27 protein-coding genes are annotated in these 26,788 nt (G+C 70.4%); 7 read left to right on the top strand and 20 right to left on the bottom strand.

The genetic code is table 11. The features are described 5' to 3' along the window. Positions 1-369 precede the first annotated feature (369 nt). The gene (gene pheT / locus I6N91_RS10010) at positions 370-2,913 is read right to left on the bottom strand and encodes a phenylalanine--tRNA ligase subunit beta (protein ID WP_198812406.1); all 2,544 of its coding nucleotides are present in this window, start codon (positions 2,911-2,913) and stop codon (positions 370-372) included. Continuing rightward, positions 2,914-3,996, bottom strand: coding sequence for a phenylalanine--tRNA ligase subunit alpha (pheS, locus tag I6N91_RS10005; protein ID WP_198812405.1), 1,083 nt, complete (start codon positions 3,994-3,996; stop codon positions 2,914-2,916). It lies immediately after the preceding gene. A 145-nt stretch (positions 3,997-4,141) separates the two neighbouring features. On the opposite strand from pheS, the gene I6N91_RS10000 reads away from it, so the two are divergent. Next, complete coding sequence (locus tag I6N91_RS10000) at positions 4,142-4,585, top strand: DUF4157 domain-containing protein (protein ID WP_198812404.1); 444 nt, start codon at positions 4,142-4,144, stop codon at positions 4,583-4,585. Positions 4,586-4,619: 34 nt separating this feature from the next. Here the strand turns inward: I6N91_RS10000 and pcp are convergent, their stop codons facing one another. Next, positions 4,620-5,258 carry a pyroglutamyl-peptidase I gene (pcp, locus tag I6N91_RS09995; RefSeq protein ID WP_198812403.1) on the bottom strand — a complete coding sequence of 213 codons (639 nt, stop codon included), beginning with the start codon at positions 5,256-5,258 and terminating at the stop codon, positions 4,620-4,622. Between the two features lie 68 nt (positions 5,259-5,326). Here pcp and I6N91_RS09990 point away from each other — a divergent pair, with 68 nt between their 5' ends. Beyond that, on the top strand, positions 5,327-6,424 hold the full coding sequence (locus tag I6N91_RS09990; RefSeq protein ID WP_198812402.1) for an Rv2578c family radical SAM protein: 1,098 nt from the start codon (positions 5,327-5,329) through the stop codon (positions 6,422-6,424). Between the two features lie 89 nt (positions 6,425-6,513). Here the strand turns inward: I6N91_RS09990 and I6N91_RS09985 are convergent, their stop codons facing one another. Both I6N91_RS09985 and I6N91_RS09980 read right to left on the bottom strand, forming a co-directional pair. Next, positions 6,514-6,960: a (deoxy)nucleoside triphosphate pyrophosphohydrolase gene (locus tag I6N91_RS09985; RefSeq protein WP_198812401.1), complete on the bottom strand. Its 447-nt coding sequence runs from the start codon at positions 6,958-6,960 to the stop codon at positions 6,514-6,516. 101 nt (positions 6,961-7,061) lie between these two features. After that, complete coding sequence (locus I6N91_RS09980; protein ID WP_198812400.1) at positions 7,062-7,307, bottom strand: hypothetical protein; 246 nt, start codon at positions 7,305-7,307, stop codon at positions 7,062-7,064. Positions 7,308-7,570: 263 nt separating this feature from the next. On the opposite strand from I6N91_RS09980, the gene I6N91_RS09975 reads away from it, so the two are divergent. Continuing rightward, positions 7,571-8,794 (top strand): MFS transporter, encoded by a 1,224-nt coding sequence (locus tag I6N91_RS09975; protein WP_198812399.1) that lies wholly within the window; start codon positions 7,571-7,573, stop codon positions 8,792-8,794. A 31-nt stretch (positions 8,795-8,825) separates the two neighbouring features. Here I6N91_RS09975 and I6N91_RS09970 read toward each other — a convergent pair whose 3' ends face one another. The 4 genes from I6N91_RS09970 to infC all read right to left on the bottom strand — a co-directional run bounded on the left by I6N91_RS09970 (position 8,826) and on the right by infC (position 11,732). Beyond that, on the bottom strand, positions 8,826-9,770 hold the full coding sequence (locus tag I6N91_RS09970; RefSeq protein ID WP_198812398.1) for an RNA methyltransferase: 945 nt from the start codon (positions 9,768-9,770) through the stop codon (positions 8,826-8,828). A gap of 38 nt (positions 9,771-9,808) precedes the next feature. After that, positions 9,809-10,249 carry a 50S ribosomal protein L20 gene (gene rplT, locus I6N91_RS09965; protein WP_120166544.1) on the bottom strand — a complete coding sequence of 147 codons (441 nt, stop codon included), beginning with the start codon at positions 10,247-10,249 and terminating at the stop codon, positions 9,809-9,811. Positions 10,250-10,341: 92 nt separating this feature from the next. Further along, positions 10,342-10,536, bottom strand: a complete 195-nt coding sequence (gene rpmI, locus I6N91_RS09960; RefSeq protein WP_120166546.1) for a 50S ribosomal protein L35 — start codon at positions 10,534-10,536, stop codon at positions 10,342-10,344. A 113-nt stretch (positions 10,537-10,649) separates the two neighbouring features. After that, entirely contained in the window at positions 10,650-11,732 is a 1,083-nt protein-coding gene (infC, locus tag I6N91_RS09955; RefSeq protein ID WP_374058936.1) for a translation initiation factor IF-3, read from the bottom strand. A 348-nt stretch (positions 11,733-12,080) separates the two neighbouring features. Here infC and I6N91_RS09950 point away from each other — a divergent pair, with 348 nt between their 5' ends. After that, on the top strand, positions 12,081-12,536 hold the full coding sequence (locus I6N91_RS09950; RefSeq protein WP_198812397.1) for a DUF1844 domain-containing protein: 456 nt from the start codon (positions 12,081-12,083) through the stop codon (positions 12,534-12,536). 136 nt (positions 12,537-12,672) lie between these two features. Here the strand turns inward: I6N91_RS09950 and I6N91_RS09945 are convergent, their stop codons facing one another. The 8 genes from I6N91_RS09945 to I6N91_RS09910 form a co-directional block, all read right to left on the bottom strand. Further along, positions 12,673-13,980, bottom strand: a complete 1,308-nt coding sequence (locus I6N91_RS09945; protein WP_198812396.1) for an MFS transporter — start codon at positions 13,978-13,980, stop codon at positions 12,673-12,675. Between the two features lie 30 nt (positions 13,981-14,010). Continuing rightward, positions 14,011-14,850, bottom strand: coding sequence for an SseB family protein (locus I6N91_RS09940; RefSeq protein WP_198812395.1), 840 nt, complete (start codon positions 14,848-14,850; stop codon positions 14,011-14,013). Next, a complete protein-coding gene (priA, locus tag I6N91_RS09935; protein WP_198812394.1) occupies positions 14,847-15,605 on the bottom strand; it encodes a bifunctional 1-(5-phosphoribosyl)-5-((5-phosphoribosylamino)methylideneamino)imidazole-4-carboxamide isomerase/phosphoribosylanthranilate isomerase PriA in 759 nt (252 codons plus the stop codon). Before priA ends, I6N91_RS09940 begins: the two co-directional genes overlap by 4 nt. 180 nt (positions 15,606-15,785) lie before the next feature. Further along, the gene (locus I6N91_RS09930; RefSeq protein ID WP_198812393.1) at positions 15,786-15,941 is read right to left on the bottom strand and encodes a hypothetical protein; all 156 of its coding nucleotides are present in this window, start codon (positions 15,939-15,941) and stop codon (positions 15,786-15,788) included. Next, entirely contained in the window at positions 15,938-16,582 is a 645-nt protein-coding gene (gene hisH / locus I6N91_RS09925) for an imidazole glycerol phosphate synthase subunit HisH (RefSeq protein ID WP_198812392.1), read from the bottom strand. Before hisH ends, I6N91_RS09930 begins: the two co-directional genes overlap by 4 nt. Then, positions 16,579-17,196, bottom strand: coding sequence for an imidazoleglycerol-phosphate dehydratase HisB (gene hisB, locus I6N91_RS09920; RefSeq protein ID WP_120166558.1), 618 nt, complete (start codon positions 17,194-17,196; stop codon positions 16,579-16,581). Before hisB ends, hisH begins: the two co-directional genes overlap by 4 nt. A 92-nt stretch (positions 17,197-17,288) precedes the next feature. Next, entirely contained in the window at positions 17,289-18,383 is a 1,095-nt protein-coding gene (locus tag I6N91_RS09915) for a histidinol-phosphate transaminase (protein WP_198812391.1), read from the bottom strand. A 74-nt stretch (positions 18,384-18,457) separates the two neighbouring features. Then, positions 18,458-18,880 (bottom strand): LysM peptidoglycan-binding domain-containing protein, encoded by a 423-nt coding sequence (locus tag I6N91_RS09910; RefSeq protein ID WP_198812390.1) that lies wholly within the window; start codon positions 18,878-18,880, stop codon positions 18,458-18,460. Between the two features lie 382 nt (positions 18,881-19,262). On the opposite strand from I6N91_RS09910, the gene lexA reads away from it, so the two are divergent. Then, the gene (gene lexA, locus I6N91_RS09905; protein ID WP_198812440.1) at positions 19,263-19,958 is read left to right on the top strand and encodes a transcriptional repressor LexA; all 696 of its coding nucleotides are present in this window, start codon (positions 19,263-19,265) and stop codon (positions 19,956-19,958) included. 199 nt (positions 19,959-20,157) lie between these two features. Continuing rightward, on the top strand, positions 20,158-21,303 hold the full coding sequence (locus I6N91_RS09900) for a GGDEF domain-containing protein (RefSeq protein WP_198812389.1): 1,146 nt from the start codon (positions 20,158-20,160) through the stop codon (positions 21,301-21,303). A gap of 32 nt (positions 21,304-21,335) precedes the next feature. On the opposite strand, the gene I6N91_RS09895 is transcribed toward I6N91_RS09900, so the two are convergent. Next, positions 21,336-23,366 carry an ATP-dependent DNA helicase gene (locus I6N91_RS09895; protein ID WP_198812388.1) on the bottom strand — a complete coding sequence of 677 codons (2,031 nt, stop codon included), beginning with the start codon at positions 23,364-23,366 and terminating at the stop codon, positions 21,336-21,338. Then, on the bottom strand, positions 23,359-24,966 hold the full coding sequence (gene hflX, locus I6N91_RS09890; RefSeq protein ID WP_374058935.1) for a GTPase HflX: 1,608 nt from the start codon (positions 24,964-24,966) through the stop codon (positions 23,359-23,361). The genes I6N91_RS09895 and hflX overlap by 8 nt, the downstream gene beginning before the upstream one ends. Before the next feature lie 158 nt (positions 24,967-25,124). Between hflX and I6N91_RS09885 the strand changes: the two genes are divergently transcribed. Further along, positions 25,125-25,736, top strand: a complete 612-nt coding sequence (locus tag I6N91_RS09885) for a class I SAM-dependent methyltransferase (protein WP_198812387.1) — start codon at positions 25,125-25,127, stop codon at positions 25,734-25,736. Positions 25,737-25,838: 102 nt separating this feature from the next. Here I6N91_RS09885 and dapF read toward each other — a convergent pair whose 3' ends face one another. After that, positions 25,839-26,786: a diaminopimelate epimerase gene (gene dapF / locus I6N91_RS09880; RefSeq protein ID WP_198812386.1), complete on the bottom strand. Its 948-nt coding sequence runs from the start codon at positions 26,784-26,786 to the stop codon at positions 25,839-25,841. Positions 26,787-26,788: the final 2 nt, after the last annotated feature.

Below are 26,788 nucleotides of genomic sequence, written 5' to 3'. Positions count from 1 at the left end.
GGGCGAGCAGGCCAGCGGAAAACGAGCGGGTACCGGGCATGGCTTGAGCTTCCAACAGGGATGTCGTGGTGCCTTGGGCCTCCCCGGGGCCTGCATCAGCTGGTGGAGGCGCGCCACCGCCTGAAACGTCCCGGTTCCCCACTCGATCAGAGGCCGCTGGGAAGGGAGCCGGGCCCAAAGGTTCACCGTCGCAACCAGAGTGGTTGCCGTAGGAACAATTTTAGGCCTGAATGCCCGCGCTTGGCCCGCGAGCCGGTTACGTGACGCGTCGGTGACAGAACTCCCTCCACCCCCGGCGGTGAAGCATTTCGCCGGAGGACGCCGGCGGCACCGGGTGCATGTGAACTGCCCCGGTGCCGCCGTCTTGCCTCAGCGCTGGAAGGCACCGAACCGTTCGGCGGCCACCGCGATGGCAGAGCCGCGGGCGGCACTCGCCTCCTCGACGGTGAGCGTGCGGTCCGGCGCGCGGAAGCGCAGGGCGAAGGCGAGGGACTTCTTCCCCTCGTCGATGCCCGGGCCTGAGTACACGTCGAACAGGCTCAGGTCCTCGAGGAGGTCCCCCGCCCCCTCGCGCAGGGCTTCAAGCACGGCCGAGGACGGGACGTCGTCCCCGACGACCAGCGCCACGTCCTGGGTGGACGCCGGGAAGGCGGAGAGGTCCCGCGCCACGATGACATCCGGGGCCGCCTCGAACAGCAGGTCGGCGTTGATTTCAAGCGCGACGGTCCGGGCCGGAAGGTCCGAGGCCGCCGTGAGCTTCGGGTGCAGTTCTCCCGCGTAGCCAAGGACTTCCCCGCTGCGCAGCCGGATGCGTGCGGTGCGCCCGGGATGGAAGGCCTGGTGCGCGCCCTGCTCGACGACGAGGTCGACACCGGTGACCTCCCCCATCAGGCGCACGGCATCCACTGCGTCGGCCCAGTCCCACGCCCGCGGCGCCAGGCCCGGGCCGGCGGGCGCTTCATGGCCGGTGAAGACGGCGGCGACCAGCTGCGGCTGGTACGGGATCCCCTCGTAGAGGGCGTCGAGCACCTCCTCCGACGGGCGCACGCCAAGCGGCGGGATGCTCCCGGTGCCCATGGATTCACCGGGGAGGAACACCAGGCCGGTCTCCATCAGGGCGAGGTCGCGGAACCCGCGGGAGACGTTGCGCCGGACGATGTCGAGCAGTCCCGGCAGCACGGAGGTGCGCAGGTACCCGAGTTCGGCGCTGAGCGGGTTCGCCAGCTTCACCGCCCGGGCCGGCACGCCCTCCTCGGCGGATCCAAAGGTGTCGTTGGAAACCTTGGAGACAAACGGGTAGGAAAGCACCTCGGTGAGCCCGGCGGCGGCGAGGGCGTTCAGGAGGCGGCGGCGCTGCTGCTGCAGGCGGGTGAGGCCGCGCCCCGGAGGCGCCGTCGGCAGCGAGGACGGGATCTTGTCGAAGCCGACGAGCCGGATGATTTCCTCGGTGAGGTCCTCGCGCGTCTCGAGGTCGGGGCGCCAGCTCGGCGGTAGCACCCGGTGGCCGCCGTCGTGCGCCGTGACGGCGGCGCCGAGGTCCTCGAGGGTGCCGGTGATCTGCTCCGGGGTGAAGTCGAGCCCGATCAGCCGGGCAGGGAAACCCTCCGGCAGGTCGATCCGGCGCGGCTCCGGGGCCGTCCCGACGTCGGTGGCGGTGGTGTCGGGCGTTCCGCCGGCGAGCTGGACGATGAGTTCGACGGCGCGCTGGGCCGCGATGTCGGCGACGTGCCAGTCGACGCCGCGCTCGAACCGCTTCGACGCCTCGGAGGGCAGGCGGTGGCGGCGCCGGGAGCGGCCGATGCTGACCTCCTCGAAGTGGGCCGATTCGATCAGCACGTTCGCGGTCGCTGCGGAGACCTCGGTCGCCGCACCGCCCATCACCCCGGCGATGCCGATCGGCCCGGAGGCGTCGGTGATCAGCAGGTCGCCCGGGTCGAGGGCGCGCTCCTTGTCGTCGAGGGTCTTCAGCTTTTCGCCCTCCGTGGCGCGCCGCACCACGATGTCGCCGGACAGCCGGTCGAGGTCGTAGAAGTGGAGCGGCTGTCCCAGTTCGAGCATCACGTAGTTGGAGATGTCGACGATCAGCGAGATCGAGCGCATTCCGGCCAGCCGCAGGCGTGCGGCCATCCAGGGCGGGGTGGGTCGGGTCGGATCGACGCCGCGCACGGTGCGCGCCACGAACCGGTCGCAGCCGGGCCGGCCGTAGATCGGGTCCGAATCCTCGAGCCGCACGGGGTAACCGGGCCCGGAGGCCTCGGGGACGGTGACGGCGCCGGCCGGGTCGGTGAACTTGGTCCCGGTGGCGTGGGCGTACTCGCGGGCGACGCCCCGCAGGGAGAAGGCGTACCCGCGGTCGGGGGTGACGTTGATTTCGGCGGCCTCGTCGTACAGTCCGAGCAGCTCCAGAGCGTCGGAGCCCACCTCGGGGTCGAGGCCCAGGGTGGAGAGCACCAGGATGCCGTCGTGGTCCTCGCCGATACCCAGCTCGCGCACCGAGGCGATCATGCCGGCCGAGAGGTGGCCGTAGGTCTTGCGAGGGGTGATGGCAAAGTTGCCCGGCAGCAGGGCGCCGGGCAGGGTAACGACCACCTTGTCCCCTTCGGCGAAGTTATGGGCGCCGCAGACGATGCCCTGCACACCCGAGGGGTCGATGCCCTCACCGGTCAGGGTCTGTTCGGCGCCTTCGGGCACGACGCGCACCTGGCACCAGTTGATGGTCTTGCCGTTGGACTGGGGTTCCTTGACGATGCTGAGCACCTGGCCCACGACGATGGGGCCCTTCAGCTCGTCGACGGGACGGTGGACCGCCTCCTCCTCGAAGCCTACGGTGACAAGGTCGGCCAGGACGCCTTCCGCTGTGGCGTCGGCGGGCACTGCGGCGAACTCCCGCAGCCATGAAAGGGGGATTCTCACTTAGATCTCCATCCCGAAGTGTTGGCTGAAACGTACGTCGCCCTCGATCATGTCGTGCATGTCGCTGACCTCATTGCGGAACATGAGCGCCCGCTCGATCCCCATGCCGAAGGCGAACCCGGAGTAGATCTCGGGGTCGATCCCGGCAGCGCGCAGCACGTTCGGGTTGACCATGCCGCAGCCGCCCCACTCGATCCACTGCGGACCGCCCTTGGCTCCGGGGTGCCAGATGTCCAGCTCGGCGCTCGGCTCGGTGAACGGGAAGTAGTTCGGCCTCAGGCGGACCTTCGCCTCCGCTCCGAACAGCTGCCGGGTGAAGTGCTCGAGGGTTCCCACGAGGTCGGCCATCGTCAGGCCCTTGTCGATGGCGAGGCCCTCGAACTGGTGGAAGACCGGCGTGTGGGTGGCATCGAGCTCGTCGGTGCGGAAGACCTTCCCCGGGCACAGCACATAGATGGGCAGCTCGCGTTCAAGCATGGAGCGCACCTGCACCGGGGAGGTGTGGGTGCGCAGCACCAGGTGGGCGCTGGGCGGCTCGACGAAGAACGTGTCCTGCATCTCGCGCGCCGGGTGGTCCGGCTTGAAGTTCAGGGCGTCGAAGTTGAACCACTCCGACTCGAGCTCCGGGCCCTCGGCAATCTCCCACCCCATGCCGACGAAGACGTCGGTGACGCGTTCCTGCAGGGTGGACAGCGGGTGCCGGGCGCCCATGCGCCGCCGCTGCGGGGCGGCGGTGACGTCGACGGCCTCCTCGACGAGGATCCGGGCGTCGCGTTCGGCTTCGAGTTCGAGGGTGCGGGCGGCGAGCGCGGCGTTGATCCTGCCGCGGGCCGGGCCGATGTTCTTGCCGGCGGCGGCCTTCTGGTCCTTGGCGAGGGCTCCGATACCGCGGTTGGCCAGGCTGAGGGCCGACTTCTCCCCGGTGTGCGCAATCCGGACCGCCTTGAGCGCATCGAGGGTGTCGGCCGCTGCAATGTCGGCCAGGGCCCGGTCGACCGCCGCGGAGACGGCCGCGGCATCAAGGGGGTCGGGGATTTCGGCGCCGGGGCTCCCGGCCCCGACTTGCTCGTGGGAGTTAGACATCGGGATGGCTTACCTAGCACTCTCGTTTGCGGGTCCGGCGGACGCAGGAAGTCTGCGGAGCCGATCGGGGAAGTTCCGGGAGCAGCGGTTGAACACCAACTTCCCGGCATGGCCAGTCTAATTGACCGGGAACTAGGATATCCGCATGAGCTCCGGAGGCGCAGTGGCCAGCGCCCTCAACTGGCTGAACCTCTCGACCCCCTGCGCACTGCTGCTCGCCCGGGCCAAAGGGTGCACCCTTTCGCCCGGGCCCGGCGGGATCATCATCGCCGAAGGCTGGACCGGCCGGCTGCCGATTGCCGGGGCATTCACCGTAGGAAGCGTCGTATTCCTGCGCGGGCCCCGCTCACGGGCGGGAACGGCCCTGCTCACCCACGAGGCCCGGCACAGCCTGCAGTACGCGGCCTGCCTGGGACTGCCCTTCCTTCCGCTGTACTTCGCCGCCGCCGCGTGGTCGGTGCTGCGCACCGGGGACCCCGCCTCGCTCAACCCCTTCGAACGCCATGCGGGCCTGGCCGACGGCGGCTATCGGCAGCGCCCCGTGCGCAGCCTGCGGTCCGCTGCGGCCGCGGTGATCCGCCGGCGCTGACGGCACGGGCGACGCCGGCCATCGGTATTCCGGGCTAGTGTTCGGCGCCGGCGGGGACCTCGATGTCGACGGGGTTCTCCAGCGCCGTGACGGCGATGAGGGCGAGCGCCGTCGCCATCGAGCCGACGTCGAGGCCGGGTTTGCCGTGCACGGCTCCCTGGCCGGTCGAGTACGGCACGTGGATGAATCCGCCGGCGATGTTCTCCCGCGAGGCGAGCAGATCCATCAGGGCGTAGAAGAGGAAATTGCACACATAGGTGCCGGCCGTCTGCGAGACCTCTGCCGGGATCCCGGCCCCGGCCAGCCGTGCCAGTGCCGCCTTGATTGGGAGGGAGGTGAAGTAGGCCGCCGGTCCCCCATCCCGCACCGGGCGGTCGACGGGCTGCTCCCCCCGGTTGTCCGGGATCCGCGCATCGACGAGGTTGATCGCCACCCGCTCAAGCGAGATGGCGCTCCGGCCGCCCGCCTGCCCCGAGCACAGCACGAGCCGGGGCTGGAACTGCTCCAGCGCCGCGGCGAGCACCAGGGGTGCCTCGGCGAAGGAGCACGGCAGTTCGACCGCCGCGGCCTCGTACCCCTCGGACGCCAGCCGGTCGGCGGCGCCGCGGGCCGCCGACCATGAGGGGTTGACGGCCTCGCCGCCGAAAGGCTCGAAGCCGGTCAGGAGGATCATGAAACCAGCGTAGGCCATCCGGGCCCGCCCATCCTGCTTTTTACTCGAATATGTGTTCTAATTCAGGGATGCGTTGGGATGCTCAGAAGACCGACTCCGCCCTGCCGGTCACCGGCACCGAACCGCTGCTGCCCCTTGCCGGGCTCGTCCGCACGGTCCGCACCCCCGAGTTCGCCGGTATCACCTTCCACGAGGTGGTTGCCAAGTCCGTGCTGAACCGGGTGCATGCCGGCTCCGGCATGCCGTTCTCCTGGACGATCAACCCGTACCGCGGCTGTTCCCACGCGTGCGTGTACTGCTTCGCCCGCAAGACCCACAGCTACCTCAACCTCGACTCGGGACTGGACTTCGATTCGCAGCTCGTGGTGAAGACCAACGCCCCGGAGGTCCTGCGGAGGGAGCTCGCCCGGCCCTCCTGGAAGCACGAGCACGTGGCGATGGGCACCAATACCGACCCATACCAGCGGGCCGAGGGACGCTACCGCCTGATGCCCGGCATCATCACCGCACTCGCCGATTTCGGGACGCCGTTTTCAATCCTCACCAAGGGCACGCTCCTGGCACGGGACATTCCGTTGCTGACCGCCGCCGCCGGCTCCGTACCGGTGGGAATGGGCATTTCCCTGGCGCTGACCGACGCGGCCCTGGCCGAAGCTGTGGAGCCCGGGACGCCCGCGCCCAAGGCGCGCCTCGGGCTGATCCGCAGGCTTCGGGACGCCGGCCTTCCCTGTGGGGTGATGGCGATGCCGATCCTGCCCTGGCTCACCGATACCGATGAAGCCCTCGATGGGCTCTTTGCGGCGCTGGCAGCGGCCGGGGCCACGGGAGTCACTGCGGGTCCGCTTCACCTGCGGCCGGGTGCGCGGGAATGGTTCCTGAACTGGTTGTCCCGAAACCACAGGCACCTCCTCCCCAGGTACCGCGACCTCTACGGGAGTGGTTCCTACGCCTCGAAGGAGTACACGCAGTGGCTCACCGGACGGGTCCGCTATTTCCGGAAACGCCATGGGCTCCCGGCCGGAGCCGGCTTTATGCGCAGCGCCCCGGCCGGCCGGGAGGGCACCGGGGAGGGACCTGCGGGAGACACGCGGTCTCGGCCGCCCATTGCCTGGAACGGGCCGGGTGCGCGCACCCCGCCGGAGCAGACCGAGCCGACACTGTTCTAGCCGACACTGTTCCAGCCGACACTGTTCCAGCCCGCACTGTTCCAGCCCGCGGCGGGCCGCCGACGGTACGCCGCACTAGGAGCGCCGGCCTAGGACCCCGCCAGCTCCAGGATGGCGCTGACGATGGGCCGGTCGGCCGGAATCCACGGCAGCGCCGCCAGGGCCGGGGCGTCGGCCAGGTCGATCCAGCGCAGTTCGTCGTGGTCCTGGAGGGGCTGCGGGTCGCCGTCGGCCACCTCGGCAAGCCAGACCCGCATCACCGCCGTGGCATTCAGCGGCCACCCGCCCGGAAGGGGTCCGCTCACCTCGGCGCCGAGGCTCACATCGACGCCGAGTTCCTCCCTCAGCTCGCGGTGGAGGGCGTCGGTGCAGCTCTCGCCGGCCTCCACCTTGCCGCCCGGGAATTCCCACATGCCGGCGAACTGCTCGGGTGCCGTGCGGCGCGCCACAAGGAGGGCGGTGGGGCGGGCGAGGGAGTCCACGATGGCGGCGCCGACGATCTGTCGGAGCGCGGGAGCGGTTTCGCGTAGGGTCACGCCTCGAGTCTAACCAGCACCGGGTCCAACCAGCCCCGGGTCCAACCAGCGTGGAGTCTCACCAACGCTAGGTCAGACCAGAATCGGAGCCGTCCAGCCCCTCAGCTCTCCTCGGGGTGGACCAGCCGGCCGTCGCCCGGCTCATCGAAGTGCTCGGGATTGAGCTCGTGCCGGTACTCGCCGTGCGGGCTCAGCCCGGGAACGAACTGCCCCGCGTTGAGCTGGGTCGAGGTGTACGCCTCCTCGGAGAACTCCCCAGCGGACTCGTGCCCGGCCTCGGGGAGATTGATGTCCTCCCGGAGGTGCTCGCTCTCCGGCAACTGGTCTTTGGGGTGGAACCAACTCATGCCTTAAGCCAATCAGACCGCGCCGTTTTGCACCAGAACCCCGCGGCGCGCCGCGCGGACACGGGAAGGAGTGGGGAAGGCGTGGGAGCAGGCGTGGGGTAAGACGCCGGCGCCGGCGGAACGGTGCTGGCGTGCGGGGAGCCGCCGGTGCTGTGACCCATCCAACCTGCGCACTCCTCCCGCCCGCACTACAGTGGGGGAAGACAACGGCGTCACCCGCCGGAGTTCCGGCGTCGACATCCACTTCACGCCGAAAGTCGTCTATGTCTTCCTCCCGGCCCGCCGCCGCCATTACGCCCCGCCAGCTTGGCCTCGCCATTGCCGCCCTCGCCGTCGGCGGTTTCGCCATCGGAACCACCGAGTTCGCCATCATGGGGCTGCTGCAGGAGATGGTCGACGACCTCGGCCTGAGCTACAGCCAGGGCGGCCACGTCATCTCCGCCTACGCCATCGGAGTCGTCGTCGGCGCGCCGGTCCTGGCGACGCTCGGGGCGCGCAGGCGCCAGCGCACCATGGCGCTGGTGCTCATGGGTGTGTTTACGCTCGGCAATCTCTTCTCTTTCTTGGCCGCCGACTACGGCATGCTTCTGCTCTCCCGGTTCCTTTCGGGCCTGCCCCACGGCGCCTACTTCGGGGTGGCCGCCGTGATCGCCGCCTCCCTGGCCAAGCCGACCCGGCGTGCCTGGGCGATCTCGATGGTGATGGTCGGCCTCAGCATCGCCAACGTGGTCGGGGTGCCGTTCGCCACCTGGCTGGGCCAGCAGTTCGGCTGGCGCTCCATGTTCCTGCTGGTCGCGGTCGCCGGTGTCGCCACCGTCCTCCTGGTCCTTCGGTTTGTTCCGCTGCAGGAGGTGCACCCCGACGCGAGCATCCGCAGCGAGCTCTCCGCGCTGCGCCGTCCGCAGATGTGGATGACCCTGCTGATCGGTACGGTGGGCTTTGGCGGCTTCTTCGCCGTCTATTCGTTCATTTCCCCGATCATCACCGAGGTCACCGACCTGCCCGCGGGCGTCCTGCCCCTGGTCGTTGCCCTGTACGGCGTCGGCATGCTGGTCGGCAACGTGGTGGGCGGGCGGATCGCCGACAGGTCGGTGCTGGGCAGCATCTACGCGGTCATGGCGGTCATCGTCGTCGTCCTCGTGGTGTTCCCGCTGGCGATGCGCTTCCCGCCGACGGCGTTCCTGTTCGTCTTCCTGGTCGGGGCCAGCGGCGCCTCCCTGATCCCGTCGCTGCAGACCCGGCTCCTCGATGTCTCCCCCGGCGCGCCCTCGCTGGCCTCGTCGCTGAACCACGCGGCACTCAATATCGCCAACGCCCTGGGCGCGGCGGTGGGCGGGGCGGTCATCGCCGCCGGCTGGGGATTCACGGCGCCGGCCCTGGTCGGGGCGGGGCTGGCCGTGGTGGGGCTCCTTGTGGCGCTGACCAGCGGCAGGATGGACGCCCGGGCGGCGCGGGCCAAGGCGCGCACCCTCGAACCGGTCGGCTGAGCCCCTGGGGCAGGGCCCGGAAGCGGGCCGCTCAGGCGGGGAAAGAGGCGTCCGGCGGTGTCCGGCGCTGGGCGCGGGCCGAGGCGTAGAGGCAGACGGTGGCCGCGGTGCCGACATTGAGGCTCTCGGCCTGCCCGTAGATAGGCACGGCCACCCGGTGTCCGGCCGCCTCGACCAGCTCAGCAGGGAGGCCCTGGGCCTCGTTGCCGAAGAGCCAGGCGGTCGGCTCTTCGAGCCGGGCCCGGTCCCCCGCGGCGCCGACGGCGGTACCGGCCTGGGTTAGCCGGCGTGCCGAGGACTCGTCCTGGAGCGCATCGAGGTCGACGTCGCCGTACCCGTCCGCCGCAAGGACGGTCAGGGAGTGCTGATGCAGGGCCGCGAGGAGTTCGTCCCGGTCGGCTCCCAGCACCACGGGAAGGTGGAAGAGCGAGCCGGCGGTCGAGCGCACCGCCTTCGGGTTGTAAAGGTCGACGCTTGAGGCGGTGAGGATGACAGCGTCGGCTCCGGCGGAGTCGGCGGCCCGCAGGATGGTTCCGGCGTTGCCCGGATCGCGGACCTCGACCAGCACCGCGAGCAGCTTAGGACGCGCCGCGAGCACGCTCTCAAGGGAGACGTCGATGAAGCGGCAGACCGCGATGAGACCCTGCGGTGTGACGGTCGAGGACATCTCGGCGAGGACCTCGTCGGTGACCAGCCGCGCGGCGGGCAGGCCCGGCCCGTCGGCCAGCGCGGCGATGTCGGGGTTGCGTTCGAGGGCGGCGCCGGTGGCGAAGAGCTCGGTGACGACCTCCTGCCCGCCGGAGGCCCCGCGCAACGCGTGCAGCCGAAGCGCCTCGCGGACCGCCTGGGGGCCTTCGGCGAGGAACTGCCGCCGCTTTAAACGCGCCGGACGCCCCGCAAGCCGCGCGACCTCCCTCACCCGATCGGCTCGGGGGTTGGTCATCGCTGGTGCCTGGGGGCGTCCGGATATGCTCATGAAATTTCAGGCTGCAGCCGGCGGTGCCGGCAACGGACCTAGGCCTTCGCTGCGGCCTTGGCCTTGGTGGCCCGGGGCGCCTTGACGACCTTCTCTTCCGCGACAACGGGAGCGGAGGTGTCGGCGGGCAGGGCGGCCTTGGCCAGCGATACCAGCGTGGCAAACGCGGCGGCGTCGGTGACGGCGAGGTCGGCGAGCATGCGGCGGTCCACCTGGATCTCCGCGGCCTTCAGGCCCTGGATCAGGCGGTTGTAGGTGAGGCCGTTCGCGCGGGATGCAGCGTTGATGCGCTGGATCCACAGGCGGCGGAAGTCGCCCTTGCGCTTGCGGCGGTCACCGTAGCTGTACACAAACGAGTGCAGCAGCTGCTCTTTGGCCTTGCGGTACAGGCGCGAACGCTGCCCGCGGTAGCCCTTGGCGCGCTCAAGAATAACCCGACGCTTTTTGTGGGCGTTTACCGCCCGCTTCACACGTGCCACGTGCGTACTCCTTCAGTAGTTCGTCCGTCCGGCCTGCTGGCCGCGGTGCCCTCCGCTGTGCGGTGCCCGAAGACGGAATGGTTGGTGTGGTCTTAGACGCCCAGCATCTTCTTGATGACCTTGGTGTCGGCCTTCGAGACGATCTTGTCGCTGGCCAGACGGCGGGTCAGCGTCGACGACTTGTGCTCGAGGTAGTGGCGGCGGTTGGCCTGCTGGCGCTTCAGCTTGCCGCTGCCGGTCAGCTTGAAGCGCTTCTTGGCGCCACTGTGGGTCTTCATCTTCGGCATGGGAACCGATCTCCTTCTGCTAGCCGCGGACGGGTGTCAGCGGTTGGACGGCGCCCAGGAGCGCCTGCGGTTTTACTTGGTCACCCGGAGGGATTCCAAGAGCTGGGAAGTTCCTACTCGGAGCTTCCAGGCTTCGGCCGGCTCGACGGGCTCTTCGAGGGAGCCGTCCTTCCGGCGGGCTTGGGGGCGGCAGCGGGCTTGGGAACCGCCATCGGCTTCGGGGCGCCACCGGGCTTCGGTGCCGCCATGGGCTTCGGCGCGGGCGCCGGCGCTGCCGGTGCCGCGGGTGCTGCATCGGCGGCCGGCTTGGCCTCCGGGCGGGCGGCTGCGGGCTTTGATGCCGCGGCTGCCGGCCGGGCGGCCCTGGCGGGTGCCTGCCGGGGTGCCGGCGCCTTGGCCGGCTGAGCGGCGGGTGCTGCCGGCTCGGCGGCGGGTGCTGCCGGCTCGGCGGCGGGCACTGCCTGCTCGACGACGGCCGGGGCCGCCTCCTGGGCGGGTGCTGCCTGCTCGGGCGCTGCCGGCGCTGCCTCGGCGGGAGCCGTTGTCTCCTCCGGCTGGCTGCCGGTGATCGAGTACCCCTCCGGCAGCAGGTCCGCGAGGGTCTGCGTCAGCGGCGCGCCGCTGCCTCCGGAGACGTCGACGCGGGGCACGCCGGACTTGGCCGCCTCGTTCGCCGCCTTGGCATCGGCGCGCTGCGTCGCGCGGCGGGCTTCGGCCTTCGCCTCGGCCTTGTTCTTGACCGGGCCGATCACCATGACCATGTTGCGCCCGTCGATCCTCGGCGAGGACTCGACGACGCCGACCTCGGCGACATCCTCGGCGAAGCGCTGCAGCAGCCGGATACCCATTTCGGGGCGCTGCTGTTCGCGGCCGCGGAACTGGATCATGGCCTTGACCTTGTCACCCGCGCCGAGGAACCGGATGGCGTGCCCGCGCTTGGTCTCGTAGTCGTGGGTGTCGATCTTCAGGCGGAAACGGATTTCCTTGAGGACCGTGTTGGTCTGGTTCTTCCGCGCCTCACGCGCCTTGACCGCGGCTTCGTACTTGTACTTGCCAAAATCCATCAGCTTGGCAACCGGAGGCTTGGCCTGCGGTGCAACCTCAACAAGATCCAGGTCTGACTCGGCGGCAAGTCGAAGTGCGTCCTCGATACGGACAATCCCTACCTGTTCGCCGGCAGGCCCAACCAACCGCACCTCGGAAACGCGGATACGATCATTGATTCTTGGCTCGCTAATGTGTAGCTCCTGATTGTTGAAAACCGGGGAGACCGCCTGCACATGGAGAAGGCCTCCAATCGCATGCGCAATCGAAGGCCTCGGGTATCAGTGCGTACACGTCCGGCAGATACCGGCGTGTGCTGAGGCGCGGGTTGCGCCTGCTGCACCGACCTGGACCCGGCTGCCTGAAGCACTTCCCGAAGAAGCACCAGGCAATCGCGGGTGGGAGAGGACTCCGCTTGCATCCTGAACGTGTCATTTCCCATACCCGCAGGGGGCGCTGGAAGTAACGACGATCAGTTGGTCTGTGACAAGCTTACCAGTATGAGCACTCCGAACAGCAATCCCGCCGAAACCGGGCCCGAGGCCCCGGCTTCCGCCTCCGATCCCTCTCCGACCCGCCGCAGCTTCGCGGAGGAGGCGGCGCCGGAGCACGGCTCCGACGAGTCGGTCCAGCAGCACATGCGCGACATCGCAGAGGTGGCCGCCGTGGAGGTCATCACCACCTCGGCCGTCCACCTGATGAGCGCCGCCGCCGTCAAATGCGGACTGGCCGCCGGCGAGGACGCGGAGGAGCTCAAGGACCTCGACGAGGCCCGGAAGCTGATCACCGCCCTCGCCGGGTTCGTCACGGCAGCCGCCCCGGAGATCGGCAGCCAGCATGCCGGCCCGTTGCGAGACGGCCTGCGATCGCTGCAGCTGGCCTTCCGGGAGGCGTCGGTGATTCCCGATGCGCCGGGCAAGGGTCCCGGCGAGAAGTTCACGGGCCCCGTCAACTAGCACCGCGGCACCGCCCGGCACAGGTCCGACGGCGGCCGGCCTCCAACGGGGCCGGCCGCCGCTGCGTTTAAGGACCGCGGTCAACGGCCCGACGTACGGGACGGGCTCTCAGCCGACCGGCATTCGGGACCGGCTCTCAGCCGACGGGCGCCCGGCGGCGCCGGACCTGCTGGGCGGCGAGCCCTGCGGTGCCGATGAGCGCCGCGGCAACGCCCACGGCGACGAAGCCTCCCCACGGGCCCGCAGTGTCGATCAGCACCCCGGCGAGCGGGGCTCCGACGGCGACGCCGGAGGTCAGGGCCGAGCCGTACCAGCCCATGGCCTCTCCCCTGCGCTTCTCCGGTACGAGGTCGGCGACCTTCTCGGAGGCGGCGGAGAGCACCGGTGCGCAGAGCAGGCCAGGGGCGATGGAGAGCAGGCTCAGGGACAGGGTGTCGGTGGCGAAGGCCATCGGGATGGTCAGCACCCCCATGCCGAGCAGGAGCACCAGGGGTGAGATCGGCTTGTGCAGGGCGCCGTAGAGAAGTCCCCCGACGATCGAGGCGGCGCACCAGGCGGCGAAAACCAGACCGAGCTGCTCCTCCCGGCCGGTGTGCTCGAGGGTCGCGATAATGCCGACCTCGGTCCCGGAGAGCGCGAGGCCCGCCCCGGCGGCGACCGCCATGACGACGGCCAGCGGGATGGTGACCCAGGTGAACCTGGAACCGACCCGGCCTCCCACCCGCCGCAGCATCGGCACCGCCGCGCGCGGCATCAACTCTGCCGATGCCTCGTTGACCCGGGCGGGTGCGGCGGCCACCACGGATTCGACGGCCATCGCCTGATCCTCCGCGTCGCTCGGCGCGGGAAGCGCCCCGGGCTGTCCGGTGCGGGTGGGCGGGTTGTAGATCATCAGCAGGATGCCTGCCGCGGCGGTGGCGAAGCCCACGAGGGTGAGGCCGAGCACCGTCGATACCTGGGTGGCGAGCACGATGCCGACAGCCGGGCCCACCATGAAGATTGTTTCGGTGGAGATGGCGTCAAGGGTGAAGGCCGTGCGGCGGGACTGCCCCTCGACCAGCACGCCGAGGGACTGGCGCACCACGGAGAAGACCGGGAGGGTGAACAGCCCGCCCACCAGCGCCGCGAGCAGGAGCCACTCGTAGGGCAGCCGCGGGGCGATCGACCAGATGACGGCCTCGGCGATGATCGAGGGGATCAGCGCCCTGCGCAGCCCGACGCTGTCGACCCGCCGGCCCCGCCAGGGTGCGCCGACGGCGATGCCGATGGTCACCAGCGCGGCCACCGTCCCGGCGGCGGCGTAGCCGCGGTCAAGGGTCTGAACGACGTGAAGGGTCAGGAGGACCCCCGCGGCGGAGTGGGGGAACCGGGCGACCATGCCGACGAGCAGCAGCCTCCGGACCGGAACGATGCGCAGCAGTTCCAGGTAGACGGCAAAGTTCACGGCGGCATCTTCCTTGCTGATCCTTCGCGGTCAGCGGGTTATTCGGATCTCCAGGGAGTCGACCCGTTCGACGAACTCCCGGCGGGCCTGGAGCGAGGCGCGCAGGCGCTCCACCAGGTCCCGGACGGCGGTGGGGCTGAGCCCGGACTGCAGCCGGACACTCATCCGGAGCTCCGGCCCGGCTCCGCCGCCGGAGACAAGCCTACCGCCAGCGGTCCTGGCGGCCACCCCGGAGCCCGGCTCAAGGACGACGTCGAGGATCGCCTCCTCGGCGGTGCTGATCGGCGCGACGATGGAGCCGAGGCCGGGGTCGCGGTAGCACGGGGTCCAGGGCTCCTGCTGGGCCAGCGCCCAGACCGCCGGACGGCGCACCACGAACGTGAAGTCAGCTCCTGGGTCGACGACCAGCAGTTCGGCCTTTTCCGCCACGCCGGCCAGGGCCGCCCGCGCCGCGTAGGCGGCCACCGGACGGGCATCGGGGTGCCAGGCCGCGAGCCGGTCCGCCGAGGTGAACACCGGCAGCGCCGCCCGCCCGTCGGGCGCACGCAGGGTCACCAGGGCCATGTCGGCTTCCTTGTCGGCCTCGACCCCGTCGACGCCCTCCCCGGCGGCGGCGAGCTGGGCCACGATGGGGATGAAGACCCGCGCCGACGCCAGCGCCTGGATCACCTGCTCCTCGCCGCCGGTGCCCTCGATCAGGGCCTGGACTGCGGCCGAGTAGCCGGGGTCGGCCTGTCCGTCGTCGTCGTCGAAGTTATGGAGGGGGTTCCCGTCACCGGAGAGGTCCCGTCCGGCCCAGGGCCGTCCCGCCGAGTCCGTGGTGTTTCCCGCCAGCGCGGCGGCGATGTGCGCCGGGAGTTCCCTGCTCATTCCCGGGGTGCCGGGCGGCCGGCCACGTCCAGCGCCTGGGGAAGGGTGAACGCCCCGGCGTAGAGGGCCTTGCCGACGATCGCTCCTTCGAGGCCGCTGGGCACCAGCTGGCGCAGTGCCGCGAGGTCATCGAGGGTCGAGATGCCACCGGATGCCACCACGGGCCGGCTGGTGCGCTCGATCACCTGCTTCAGCAGTTCGAGGTTCGGCCCCTGCAGGGTGCCGTCCTTGGTGACGTCGGTGACGACGTAACGGGCGCATCCTGCGTCCTCGAGCCGCTGCAGCACCTCCCACAGGTCCCCGCCCTCCTGGGTCCATCCCCGGGCGGCAAGGGTGGTGCCGCGGACGTCGAGCCCGACGGCGATCGCGTCGCCGTAGCGGGCGATGGCCCTGGCGGTCCACTCGGGGTTCTCAAGGGCGGCCGTACCGAGGTTCACCCGGGTGGCTCCGAGGGAGAGGGCGGCGTCGAGTGATTCGTCGTCGCGGATCCCGCCGGAGAGCTCGACCTTGATGTCGAGCTTCCGGACGACCTTTTCGAGGAGCGGCCGGTTCGACCCGCGGCCAAACGCGGCATCGAGGTCGACGAGGTGGACCCACTCCGCGCCGTCCTCCTGCCAGGCCAGCGCCGCGTCGACGGGGTCGCCGTAGCTGGTTTCGCTGCCGGCGGCCCCCTGGACGAGGCGGACGGCCTGGCCGTCGGCGACGTCCACGGCGGGGAGGAGTTCCAGGTTGGGAGAGTCGGTGAACGGGCTCATGGGCTTCTTTCGGTCGACGTGGCCGGGACGGGCCGCGGGAGTGGGTGCGCAGCTGGGGTGGGGGTGCATCCGGTGTGGGTGCGCAGCTGGCGGGGGTGCAAGGCCGGGGTGCAGGGCGCTGGTGCGGGCGGGCGCGGGACGGCGGTGGATGGTGTCCCCGTCGTGCCGTGCTGCGCCCGCCTAGGCGTCCAGGGTGAAGAGGTACGCCCCGACCAGAGCCATGCCGGCGAGGATCCAGAAACTGATGATCAGCGCCTTGGGGAAGCCCTGCGAGCGGAAGGACAACGCCCCGCCGATCAGCAGGCCCGCAACCCCCATCAGGATGACGCTGATCATGATTTTGCTACCCTGCCGATCCAGTTGCGCAGGAGCTGGGCTCCGGCGTCGCCTGACTTCTCCGGGTGGAACTGGGTCGCCGAGAGCGGGCCGTTCTCGACGGCGGCGATGAACCGCCCGCCGTGGTCGGACCAGGTCACCTGCGGCGGCTTCATCATGGGCTGGCTGACGTCGAAGTCCCAGTGCTGCACTCCGTAGGAGTGGACAAAGTAGAACCGCTCGTCCTCGATGCCGTTGAACAGCACCGAGTCCTCCGGCGGACTGACCGTGTTCCATCCCATGTGGGGCACCACGTCGGCCTGGAGGCGCTCGACCTTGCCGGGCCACTCCCCCATCCCTGCGGTGCGCACGCCGTGCTCGACCCCTTCGTCGAAGAGGATCTGCAGGCCCACGCAGATGCCGAGGACGGGACGGCCTCCGGCTACGCGGCGTCCGATCAGGCGCAGCGCATCGACGTCCTTCAGGCCCTTCATGACGGCCGCGAAGGCGCCCACGCCTGGCACCACCAACCCGTCGGCGTTGAGGACGTCCTGCGACTTGGCGCTGAGGGTGACCTCGGCACCGACGTGTTCAAGGGCCCGCACCACGGAGCGGACGTTGCCCGACCCGTAGTCGAGCACGGTCACCTTGGGCGCGCTCACAGCGCCCCCTTCGTCGACGGGATGCCTTCGACCCGAGGGTCGGACTCCACTGCGGCACGGAGGGCCCGTGCGAAGGCCTTGAACTGCGCCTCGACGATGTGGTGGGGATCGCGGCCGGCGAGCACGGTGAGGTGCAGGCAGATCCCGGCGTGCAGCGCGATGGCTTCGAAGACGTGGCGGGTCAGCGATCCGGTGAAGTGTCCTCCGATGAGGTGGTACTCCTGGCCGGCCGGCTCGCCGCCGTGAACGAGGAAGGGGCGCCCGGAGATGTCGACCACGGCATTGGCAAGGGCCTCGTCGAGGGGAACTGTCGCCTCGCCGAAACGCCGGATGCCGGCCTTGGTGCCGAGCGCCTCGCGGAGGGCCTCCCCGAAGGCGATCGCCGTATCTTCGACGGTGTGGTGGACGTCGATGTGCGTATCCCCTGTGGCCTTCACCGTCAGGTCGATCAGCGAATGCTTGGCGAGGGCGGTGAGCATGTGGTCGTAGAACGGCACGGAGGTGCTGATGTCCGAGGTACCCGTGCCGTCGAGATTGACCTCGAGGTACACGCTGGATTCGCTGGTGGTCCGCTCGATCCGCGCAGTGCGGGCGGCGGAGATCTCCACAGTCATTGGTGTCCTTCGCTAGGGGCTTCGCGTCGGTGCTGCCTGCATCCGGAGGTTCAGGGGCGGCGCACGTTCCCCTCCAGTCTAAGAGACGCCGGTCAGAGGAGGCGCTTCAGTGACTCAAGGAACACTGTGGTTTCGCTCTCGGTACCGGCCGTCACGCGCAGATGGCCGGGAATTCCGACGTCGCGGATCAGCACCCCGGCCTCGAGCAGGCCCCGCCAGACCCGCTGCGGATCCGCCAGCCCCCCGAACAGGACGAAGTTGGCATCGGAGGGGGCCGGATTCAGGCCCAGCGCCGTGAGCTCGGTGACGATGCGGTCGCGCTGAACCTTGATCGCCTCGACGTTCGCCAGGAGGGTCGCGGAGTGGGTCAGTGCGGCGTTGGCGGCGGCCTGGGTGATGGCCGAGAGGTGGTACGGCAGGCGGACCAGGCGGAGCGCGTCGGCGACCTCCGGCGCCGCCGCGAGGTACCCCAGGCGGGCCCCGGCCAGGGCGAAGGCCTTGCTCATGGTGCGCGAGACGATGAGCCGCTCCCGGCCCGGCAGCAGGGTGATTGCGCTGGGCGTTCCGGCGTGGGAAAACTCAGCGTAGGCCTCGTCGACGATGATGATGGCCCGCGCCGCCGCACCGGCCTCGTAGGCGGCCTCGACGACGTCGAGCCCGAGCGCCGTACCCGTCGGGTTGTTCGGCGAGCAGAGGAAGACGATGTTGGCCCCCGAGGAGGCGACCTCCTGGGCGACATAGCCGGCGTCGAGCTGGAACGAGGCGTCCCGCGGGGCGGTTACATAGCGGGTGTCCGTGGCGCTGGCCAGCAGCGGATACATGGAATAGGTGGGCGGAAAGCCGATCGCGGTGCGCCCCGGGCCCCCGAAGGCCTGCAGGATCTGCTGGAGCACCTCGTTGGAGCCGTTGGCGGCCCAGACCTGGTCGGCGGTGACTCCACCGCCGAGGTAGCGGGCCAGGTTTCCGCGCAGTTCGGTGAATTCGCGGTCGGGATAACGGTTCAGGCCCAGGGCTGCTGCCTGCACCGCGTCCACGATGGCCCGGTGAACCTCGGCGGGCACGCCATGGGTGTTCTCATTGACGTTGAGCAGGATCGGTACGTCAATCTGCGGTGCACCGTAGGGAGATAGCCCCACAAGGTTCGCACGCAGCGGAAGGCGGGACAGGGACTCAAGGCGGTTCCTCACCCATCGAGCTTAAGCGACAGCCCGCCCGGGCGTGGAATTGAGGCGGGACGACGGCCGCCACCGGCAGGCGAGGGCTACCGGGAGACGGGAATCGCAACGACCTGGCCAGCCTGCACCGTCGATGACCCCAGCCCATTGAGCTCCACGATCTCCGAGACCACATCGCGCGGATCCCGCTCGGGGGCGAATTCACCCGCCAGGGACCAGAGCGTCTCCCCCGGTGCCACATTGACGTCCAGAGTCTCGGTCGGCTGGCCGGCGTCGCTGCCGGCCCGGGCCGGCGCCGTCGTGGATGCGGCAAGGAACACCAGGGCGGCCACCAGCAGTACCAGCGGCACCCCGACCAGCAGCACCCGGCCGCGGCGCGTCAGCCGCAGCGGGGGCAGATCCGCATCCCGCTGACTGGGAAGACGGCCGCCCCGCTGGCCGAGGGGCCGGAAACCACCCGCCACGGCGGAACCTGCGGTGGCACTGAGCGGGCCTGGCGTTGCGGTCATGACGTGTACCTCTTCTGGAGTTTCGAATAAGTTCAACCTGTTCGAACAAGTTATTCGAACATGTCTTCTATTTCGTCCTGCTTATTCTTAGCATCTGTTATCGAGCTTTGTCGAGACTCGCTCGAACATATGTTTGAAAACACCCCCGCGCTCGCCTACCGTTGGGTTCAGAGGAAGGCGCGGGTTCCGGGGTTTCACTACCGGACGGCGACAACCTGACAACACCACCTGCCACCGACAAAACGATCCGCCGACGGGTCCGGCGCAGGTGGCGGCGCAGCGAAGGGACAAACCAGTGGCAGAGCGGGCAGCGGAAGAGGCTCGGGCGGTTCCGGCCGTCCCGGCGGGAGAGGCAGCCGCAGGAGTGCCCACCGGCACGCCGATGCGTGGACGCCCGAGGGGCCGGAGCGTCCCCAAGGGTCTGACCACGCGGCAGATGAAGATCCTCGAAACGATCCAACGGTCGATCGGCGCCAACGGGTATCCCCCGTCGATGCGTGAGATCGGAGACACGGTGGGGCTCGCGAGTCTCTCGAGCGTCACGCACCAGCTGTCCCAGCTGGAACGGCTTGGGTATATCCGCAGGGACCCGAAACGGCCGCGGGCCATGGAGATCCTGCTGCCGCTGACCCTGACGGACGCCCCGGCACCCGAGCAGGGCCGGGCCGGGACAGGCCCGGTCTCCGAGTTCTCCGGCGCCGTGGACACCGCCATGGTGCCCATGGTCGGACGGATTGCCGCGGGTGGTCCGATCCTGGCCGACCAGGTCGTCGAGGACGTCATGCCGCTGCCGCGCCAGCTCGTCGGCCACGGCGAACTCTTCATGCTCCGGGTAACAGGTGACTCGATGATCGACGCCGCCATCTGTGACGGCGACTGGGTGGTGGTCCGGCGCCAGCAGAGCGCGCAGAACGGCGAGATCGTCGCCGCACTCCTCGACGACGAGGCGACCGTCAAGACCTTCCGCCAGCGCGACGGACACACCTGGCTGCTTCCGCAGAACACCCGGTATGAACCGATTCTGGGCGACCATGCGAGCATCATGGGCAAGGTGGTCTCGGTGATGCGCGCCCTGTAGGCTTCCGGTCCGCCGCCAGGGTGGGCGGTGTCGGCGGGCCCGCTTCATCGGTCGTGGGCGTCGTGCCGCCGGGCCGACCGCGTCGGTTGTGGATATCGAGACCGGTCGTGCCGGCCACGCCGGAGGCGGGGCTCGGCCGGAATAGTCGGCCCCCGGTGCAATACTGGCGGCATGTCGCTCGGAAGGGAAGGTCCGCCGGATGCCGCTTGATACCTCTACCCTGAGGGTCGCCTTCGGCGTCGTCGCGCTCATCCAGCTCGTGCTGTTCTACCTTGTGACCTTCCGCCGCACCCGCTCGGCCTACAGCGCCTGGTGGTGCGCGGCCATCGGCCTGTTCCTCGCCGGGTCCGCGGCGTTCCTCCTCGACGGCACCTCCCACCAGGTCTGGGCCAACCCCCTGGGGAACACCCTGCTCGTGGCCGGTGCCGCGGCCGTCTGGGCGGCGGCGCGTTCGCTCCACCGGGGGCGCCCGCGGGTGGCGCAGCTCGCCGCCCCTCCCCTGCTCACGGCTCTCGCCTCGGCCGCGGATAGCCCCGCAGTCAACGCCTGGTCCGGCGGACCGGTGTTCTTGGCGATGATGTCACTGCTGTTCGGCCTCGGCGCCCTTGAGGTCTGGCGGCCCGTGCCCCACCGGGTGCGCACCCAGGTGCCCCTGGCCGTCGCCTCGGGGTTCCTCTCGCTCTTCTACCTGGGCCGCGGCATCGCGTTCGTCGTTGACGGCGTGGACGGGTTCGTCTTCACCACCTACTTCGGGTCGGCGGTGACCACCCTGATCACCCTGACCCTCCTCGTCGTGGTCTCCTTCACCATGGCCGCCCTGAGCAACGACCAGGTCACCCGGGACCTCCGGCACAAGGCAGCACGGGACGGACTGACCGGGCTGCTCAACCGTTCCGCCTTCCTGGACCGGGCGGACCGTGAGCTCAAACGCCTTACCGCCGCCGGAATCCCAGGGGCGCTGATCCTTGCGGACCTCGACCGCTTCAAGCAGGTCAACGACACCTACGGCCATGCAGCGGGCGACACGGCGCTGCGTGCGTTCGCCGAGGCGTGTTCGCGGTCGGTGCGCTCGACCGACCTCGTGGGACGCTACGGCGGGGAGGAGTTCATCATCCTGCTCGCCGGCGCCGACGGGGAGCGTGCCGAGGCGGTCAGCGCGGAGATCAGCCGGGTGCTGCAGGGAACACCGACGGCGGACGGATTCCCGCTGCCCACGGTAAGCTACGGCATCGCCGACGCCGGGGCGGCGGGCCACGGGCTGGAGGCGGTCATCGCCTCGGCCGACGCCGCGCTCTACGCTGCGAAGTCGCAGGGCCGGAACCGGGCGGTCCGGGCAGCCGCGTAGCCCGCTGCTCCCCCGCTGCGCCCCTCGGGCTCCTACCCGGCGGCGACCCGCTCGAGGATGCCCAGCACCGTCTTTCGATCGGTCGTGTGCCAGAACGGCGGCAGGGCGGCACGCAGGAACGACCCGTAGCGCGCAGTGGCAAGACGCGAGTCGAGGACCGCGACGACGCCGCGGTCGCCCGAGGCCCGGATCAGCCGCCCCGCCCCCTGGGCCAGCCGCACGGCCGCGTGCGTGGCGGACACGCTCATGAACCCGTTCCCGCCGGCGCGCGCCACCGCCCGGGTGCGGGCGGTCATCAGCGGATCGTCCGGGCGGGGAAAGGGGATGCGGTCGATCACCACGAGCCGGCAGGACTGCCCCGGCACATCGACTCCCTGCCACAGGGACATCGTCCCGAACAGGCAGGTGTCAGGTTCCTCGGCGAACTGCTGCACGAGCGAGGGAAGCGACGCCTCCCCCTGGCACAGGATCTCGAAGTCGACGAGCGGCCGCAGCGCCTCGGCTGCCTCCTCCGCCGCCCGGCGGGAGGAGAACAGCCCGAGCGCTCCGCCGCGGGAGGCCTTGAGCAGTGCGGTCAGTTCAGCCAGCTGGGCCTCGGAGGTTCCCCGTTCCGGCTTGGGGAGGTCCTTCGCCACATACAGCACCCCCTGGCGCGGGTAGTCGAAGGGACTTCCGACGTCGACTCCGGCCCAGGACGGTGCGCCGGCCCCGGTGAGCCCGAGCGACCCGGCGACAGGCCCGAATTCGGCACCGATGGCGAGGGTCGCCGAGGTCAGGACCACCGTGTGATCTTCGAACAATCCCTCGCGCAGACGCCCCGCGACGGACAGTGGTGCCACGTTCAGGATCGCCGGAGCGCTCTCGTCGGCCATTGAGTAGCCGGCGCCCGGGGTGAAGGTGCTGGGCCGGGAGGCCCAGACCACCTCACTGGCCTCACCGGCGGCGAGGAGCCGTTCGGCCACCTCGAAGACGAGGCCGAGCCGTCCGCGCGCCTGCTGCCGGCCGCCGTCGGCGTCGCCCGGTCCGTCGGCCTTGCCATCGGTCTTGGTATCCGACAGGGCCGCACGGGAGGCGTCGCGGACCTGTTCGAGGGCGGATTCGAGCTCCTCGGGAAGCCGTCCGGGCATCAGCCCCGACGGCAGGAGCGCGCAGGCCTCCTCGAGGGCCTTGCCCGCGGAGTCGAGTGCGTCGGTGCGCAGCGACGCATGACGGCGCACCGCGGTCGCGGCCGCGGAGACCATCGCCGCCGAGAGCTGCCCCGAGACCGCCCCGGTGACCCGGTCGTGGAGTTCGTGGGCCTCGTCGATGACGACGACGTCGTAATCCGGCAGCACGGCCAGGCCCTCGAAGGCGCTGATGGCGAGCATCGCGTGGTTCGTGATGACGATGTCGGCGGTCGCGGCGGCCTCGCGGGCACGCTCGCTGAAGCACTCCTTGGCCACCGGGCACCGCTGGGCGCCGAGGCACTCGAGGCTGCTGACCGACACCTGGCGCCAGGCCCGGTCGCTGACGCCCGGCAGCAGTTCGTCGCGGTCACCGGTCTCGGTGTCTTCGGCCCATTCGCGGAGGCGCACCACCTCCCGGCCTAGCGCGCTGCCCGGCGCGGCCGGTGCCGCGCCGGGGTGCTGGACGGCGTCCTCGCCGAGGCTGAACAGGGCGTCGGGGGCGTCCTCCTCCGGGAATCCCCCCGCCGTCTTGTGCAGGCACACGTAGTTCGACCGACCCTTCAGGAGGGCGACATCGACGGGCCGGGGAAGGTGCGGCTGAACCGCCGACAGCAGCCGTGGCAGGTCCCGGCCCACGATCTGCGCCTGAAGGGCCAGGGTCGCCGTTGACACGATCGAGGGCTTCTCGCTCTCCATGGCGTGGGCGATCAGCGGCAGCAGGTACGCCAGGGACTTTCCCGTTCCGGTACCGGCCTGCACGAGAAGGTGCTCGCCGGTGTCGATGGCCTCGCTCACCCGGCGCGTCATCTCATGCTGACCGGCGCGGCTTTCACCGCCCATGGCCGCAACGGCGGCATCCAGCAGGTCCAGCGCGTCGGGCTCGGGCCCTTTACTCATGCCTCAGGTACGGCTCGAGCTCCGCGGCGAGGCCCTCCCTCACCATCACCTCAAGCACGGTTCCCTCTTCGGCGTGGTCCAGGGAGAGGATCTCCGCGTCCTCTTCGTGGAGACGGCTGGTGATCTCCCCGTGGTCGTAGGGAACGAGCAGCGACATCCGCACCCCGGGCCTCGGGATGGAGGTGCTGATCTGCATGCGCAGCTCATCGATGCCCTGGCCCGTGCGGGCCGAGACGACGACGTGGCGCGGCTCCCGCTGCCGGAGCCGTTCGAGGACGAACGGGTCGGCGGCGTCGGCCTTGTTGAGCACGATGATCTCGGGGATCTTCCGGGCGTCGACCTCCGCGAGGACCGTGCGCACGGCGGCGATCTGCCCTTCGGGGTCGGGGTGGGACGCGTCGACGACGTGGAGGATCAGGTCGGCGTCCGCCACCTCCTCGAGGGTTGACCGGAAGGCCTCGACGAGCTGTGTTGGCAGCGACCGGACGAAGCCGACGGTGTCCACGAGGGTGTACCCGAGGCCGTCGGTTGTCTCGGCCCGGCGCACCGTCGGGTCAAGGGTCGCGAACAGGGCGTTCTCCACCAGCACACCGGCGTCGGTGAGCCGGTTCAGCAGCGATGACTTCCCGGCGTTGGTGTAGCCGGCGATGGCCACGGACGGCACCTGGTTGCGGCGCCGGTTCGAGCGCTTGGTCTCCCGGGCCGGCTTCATGCCGGCGATCTCGCGGCGCAGCTTCGCCATGCGGGTGCGGATCTTCCGGCGGTCGAGTTCGATCTTCGTCTCACCCGGACCGCGGGAGCCCATTCCGGCGCCGGCGCTGCCGACCTGTCCACCGGCCTGGCGGGACATCGATTCACCCCAGCCACGAAGCCGCGGCAGGAGGTATTCGAGCTGGGCGAGTTCCACCTGGGCCTTGCCCTCGCGGGACTGGGCGTGCTGGGCGAAGATGTCGAGGATCAGGGCGGTCCGGTCGATGACCTTGACCTTGACGATGTCCTCGAGGCCCCTGCGCTGGGAGGGGGAAAGCTCGCTGTCGACGATGACGGTGTCTGCTCCGACGGCCGCCACCACGTCCTTGAGTTCCTGGGCCTTGCCGGAGCCAAGGAAGGTGGCCGGGTCCGGCTTCAGGCGCCGCTGGACCATCCCGTCGAGCACCTCCGAGCCGGCTGTCTCAGCGAGGGCGGCGAGCTCCTGGAGCGAGTTCTCGGCGTCCTGCGCCGTGCCGTCGCTCCAGAGGCCGGCGAGGACGACGCGCTCAAGGCGCAGCTGGCGGTATTCGACCTCGGTGACGTCTTCAAGTTCGGTCGAAAGACCGGCCACGCGGCGCAGGGCGTGCCGCTCGGCGAGGTCCTCCTGGTCTCCGTCGAACTCCGAGTGCTCCTGTGCGGATGCGGAAAGCGCCTGGGCGCGTGAGCGCCACGTCGCCGGGGCACCACCGGTCGATCCGTCGCCGGCCGGGGGCTTGGCTGCCGCCGAAGATTTGGACTCGACCGCCTCGTCGTGGGCGAGAATCCGGTCGATGACAGCCTGGATCTCCGCGGGTCCCATCTCGGCTCCGGTCGATCCTTCGTGGTTCGTGGTCATGTTCTCCTTTGTCATTGCGTCCTTCAATGCTAGTAGCACGAAAACCGCCAGCACAGCGAATTCACTCTCCGCGCAACGGACTTGCCCCCGGCCGGCCGGCCGCTTCCGGCGGACCGGGTTCCGGCAGGCCACCGCCCGGTGGACGGCCCGGCGGGGCACTAGGCTTGACGCTTATGGAATCCCAGCACTACTTCAGCCCCCAGCCCGCCGGCCCGGGCGTCCGGCGGCCGCTGTCGGTTGTCCTCAATGGGGAGCAGCGCGACCTCGTGACGTCGTCGGGCCTGTTCAGCCCCGACGGAATCGACAAGGGCACGGCCATCCTGCTCGGCTCCGTCCCCGAGCCGCGGGGCACGCGCCTGCTCGACGTCGGCAGCGGGTGGGGTCCGCTGGCCCTGACCCTTGCGCTGAAGGCCCCGGAGGCCCAGGTGTACGCCGTGGACGTCAATGAGCGGTGCATCGCCCTGACCCGGGACAATGCGGCCCGCCTCGGTCTGGCGAATGTCTCTGCCGGCACGCCGGACGACGTCGACCCGTCGCTCGAGTTCGACACCATTTGGTCGAATCCCCCCATCCGGATCGGCAAGGCGGAGCTTCACGCCCTGTTGCTGCGCTGGCTGCCGCGGCTCGCCCCCGGCGGGGAGGCCTGGCTCGTGGTGCAGAAGAACCTTGGCGCCGATTCCCTGCAGCGCTGGCTCGCCGAAGCCCTACCCTCCGGCTTCACCGTGCGCCGGGCAGACACCGCGAAGTCCTTCCGGATCCTCTCCATCACCCGTCCGGCGGACTGACGGCGCCCGCCGGGCAGGGCCGTGGCGGCGGAGGGGCCGCTGCCCTGACCAGCGCGGGCGTGCCTGAGACCGCAGGCCCGATCGATTGCGTAGAGGCCCCGTTCAGGCCCCGAGCAGGGTTCCCTCGGCCACGAGCACCGCGGGCCCGCTGAGGTCGACGTGCTCCCGTCCATCGGCGCCGACATGGAAGACGACTCCCAGCACACCGCCGGGAACGCTGACTGCCCAGTGGGAGGGCGACTCCGGCCCGGCCCAGTAGCGGGTGGCGACGGCGGCTGCGCACGCCCCGGTGCCGCAGGAGAAGGTCTCGCCCACCCCGCGTTCGTGGACCCTCATCGTGAGCCTGCCGACGCCGTCCTCCACGAGGGGCTCGGCGGGCACGACGAATTCGACGTTCGTTCCGTGCGGGGGCGCCGGCTCGACCTTCGGGACCTCGATCAGCGGGGGCGCGGCGAGCTCGTCGAGCCCCGCCAGGGCGACGACCGTGTGCGGGTTGCCCATGCTCACCGACAGGCCCGGCCGCGGGACACCCAGGCCCGCCGCCTCCACCGTCGAATCCACCGCCCGGGCGGCAGCCTCCCCGGGATGGATGAACTCCCAGGGGCCCATGTCCACCGAGTAGCCGTCGGCCGAGCGCGAGACCACCTTGATGCCGGCCCTCGTCGCCACTGACACCGCGGCCCCGTCGTCGAGGCTCAGCAGGCCCTTGCTGATCAGGAAGTGGACGAAGACCCGTACGCCGTTGCCGCACATCTCGGAGACGGAGCCGTCGGCGTTGCGGTAATCCATGAACCACTCGGCCTCCGGGGTCCCGGCGAGCAGCTCACGCCCCTCGGGGAGCTGCCCGGAGCGCACGGCGCGGATCAGCCCGTCGGCTCCGACCCCACGGTGGCGGTCGCACACAGCGGCGACGGCGTCGGCACGAAGGTCGAGTGCCGCCTCGGGATCAAGGAGGAGCAGAAAGTCGTTTCCCGTTCCATGGCCCTTGGTGAACGGCACACCGGTAAGGGGCGATACGGTCGGGGCCTGCCGGGCGGGTGCGGTACTCACCC

The organism is Arthrobacter sp. MSA 4-2, assembly GCF_016405885.1.
In the GTDB taxonomy this organism is placed as follows: Bacteria; Actinomycetota; Actinomycetes; order Actinomycetales; family Micrococcaceae; genus Arthrobacter_D.
Note: the sequence above shows the minus strand (reverse complement) of the source record. Positions and strands in the feature narration are given on the sequence as shown.